Below are 2625 nucleotides of genomic sequence, written 5' to 3' on the forward strand. Positions count from 1 at the left end.
CGCGGCCCCATATACCCGAAGAGGTAGGCGGCGACTTTTCGCATTTGTATTTCCTCGGCGCCTTCTGTGATGCGGTATCTTCGGTGGTGGCGGTAGATATGTTCGAACGGCTTGTGGCGTGAGTAGCCGATGCCGCCATGGACCTGCATCGCGCGGTCGGCGGCTTCGCAGACGAGACGGTTCGCCCAATAGTTGCACATGCTGACCTTATCGGAGAGGATATGTTCGATCTCTCTGTGCGGGGTGTTGTCCATGTCCCACGCGGTCTTGCGGATCAGCAGCCGCAGCATCTCGGCCTGCGTCGCGAGCTCGACGAGCGGGAACTGGATCGCCTGGTTCTTCGCCAGCGCCTCGCCGAACGGCTTGCGCTGGCGGGCGTACTTCACGCTCTCCTCGATGCAATAGACCGCCGCGCCCAGCGAGCTGGCCGCCTGCCGGATGCGGTTCTGGTGGACGAAGCTCTGCGCGATCGCGAGAGCGCCGCCCTCGGGGCCGAGCCGCGCCGCGTCGGGCACCCACACATCGGCGAACGTCATGCGCGGATGGTCGGTCGGCATGTTGAACGTCCACATATATTCATCGACCGTCATGCCCGGCGTCCCCGTCGGCACGAGCAGGCAGGTGATGCCCTTCGCATCGCCGTCCTCGCCGTCGGTGCGGCAGAAGGTCGCGCAATGCGTCGCGACATGCATGCCGGTGATCCACATCTTGCGCCCGTCGATCCGCCAGCCATCGACGCCGTCCCGCGTCTCCCTGACCGCGCGCGTCTCCATATGCGTCGCGTCGGAGCCGTGATCGGGCTCGGTCAGCCCGAACGCGGTGCGCCGCCTGCCCTCGAACCCGCCGAGGATGAACTCCTGCTTCTGCTCGTCGCTCGTCGCAAACTGCTCGAACATCTCGACGAACGGGAAGTTGCCGACGATGCTGTGCTCGTTCTGCAGGTCATTGTGCAGCCCGAGGCCCTTCGCCGCGAAGTGCTCGCGGATCACCGCCATCGCGAGGTTCGATCCGTCCTTGCCGCCGTACGTCTTCGGCGCCGAGAAGCGCCAGTGCCCCGCCGCATCGGCCAGCCTCGTCGCCTGCTTCAGAAGCTGTTCCCACTCATGGCGCGGCAGCCCCTGATTGTCCCAGTCGGTGCGCGCATGCTCGCGGCGGTGGTCGAAGAAGCGGATATTGTCGTCCGCAAGCTCGAGCGGCTTGATCTCGGCTTCGATAAAGGCGTCGAGCTCGTCCAGATACGCCTGCAGGTCGGCGGGCATCGCAAAATCCATGTCTCTCTCCCGGTTATCTCTATCCGCGCCACTCGGCGCGCGCTTGGCCAAGCGCGGTATATTTGGGGCTGTCGATGGCGCATTTATCGAGCACGGCGCGGCGCAGCGCCGCGAGCAGGCCCGGCTCGGCGAGCGTCGTGGTTCCCGACAGCAAGGCCGCGGCAAGCGCCGCATCTTCGGCGCGCACGCCAGCCTCCAGATCGCGCAGCACGATGCCGAGCGCGTTCATCGCCACCACCGCCTCGAACCTGGCGTGGCCCTCGGCACCCGGCTTGATCGACCCTTCGATCCAGTCGCGTACCGCTTGCACCATCTCGGCATTGGTCGGCTCGCCGGTCGGCGCGGGCGCGGCGTCCGGCGATGGCGGTAGCGCCCTTTCCCGTTCGGCCTCGGGCGCTTCCGCTTCGAGCAGCAGCAAGAGGTCGAGCTCCTGCTCGGCGGTCCGCCGGCCGATCACCACGCGCTCGACCGTCCGGTCCGCACCGCTCCGCCACATATGCCCCATCTGCAAACAACCGAGCGCCCACCAGAGCGTCCGGTAGACAAGCCAGAAGTGGAAGCGATCATGGTCGACCCGCACGCCCCCCGCCGCCTCATAGGCCGCAAAATAGTCCTCGAGGCTGCCCACCCCGAACGCCGGCCTGTCCAGCCGGCCGAACCGCCACACCGTCATGCAGCCGAACGCCAGATCCTCATGCGCGTCGCCGCGGTGCGCCAGCTCCCAGTCGAGCACCGCCGCCAGACCGTCACCGTCCACCATCACATTGCCCATGCGGTAATCGCCATGCACCAGCACCGGTTCGGCCGCCGCGGGCAGATGATCCTCGCACCACCGGATCGCCAGCGCGATCACCGGCCGGTCGCCGCCATACGACAGAAAGCGCGCCTTGAGCTCCGCCAGCGACGCCCCCGTGTCCATCAACGGGATCGCCGCCGGAATGACCGCGCGCGGCAGCGCATGGATGCGCGCCAGCTCGCGGCCGAGGTCCGCGATCAGCGAGCGCGGCGGATCGGCCAATATCTTCGCCGGCGACACCTCCGCCATCACGCGGCGCATCACATAGCCCGTGCCCATGCCGTCGCCGTCCTCGAGCACGCCGACCACCTCCGGCGCCTTCACCCCCGCATCAAAGGCCGCCATCACCAGCGCCGCCTCGTCGACATGACCGAACGGACGATCCGCCATATACGCCGCCGACGGCGCGCGGCGCAGAACATAGTCCCGACCCGCCCACGCGAACGCAAAGCTCTCCATGTTCGCACCACCAGACAAGCGCTCAAGACCACCGAGCACGCCAGGACCCGCAACACGCGCCATCAAAGCTGACAATAATATGGAAAATGTCGTCATGCG

2 protein-coding genes are annotated in these 2625 nt (G+C 67.0%); both read right to left on the bottom strand.

All coding sequences use genetic code 11. The annotated features are described in order from the left end of the window. On the bottom strand, positions 1–1271 hold a 1271-nt coding region (locus AC07NV_RS21930; protein ID WP_495168516.1), incomplete at its 3' end, for an acyl-CoA dehydrogenase family protein. A 19-nt stretch (positions 1272–1290) separates the two neighbouring features. Next, a complete protein-coding gene (locus AC07NV_RS21935) occupies positions 1291–2622 on the bottom strand; it encodes a phosphotransferase family protein (RefSeq protein ID WP_495168517.1) in 1332 nt (443 codons plus the stop codon). Positions 2623–2625 lie beyond the last annotated feature (3 nt).

The organism is Sphingopyxis sp. GW821-FHT10B01 (assembly GCF_059415685.1).

Excerpts from the sequence above, each read along its gene's own strand:
- AC07NV_RS21935 (WP_495168517.1), bottom strand. The coding sequence starts at position 2,622 with ATGACGACATTTTCCATATTATTGTCAGCTTTGATGGCGCGTGTTGCG.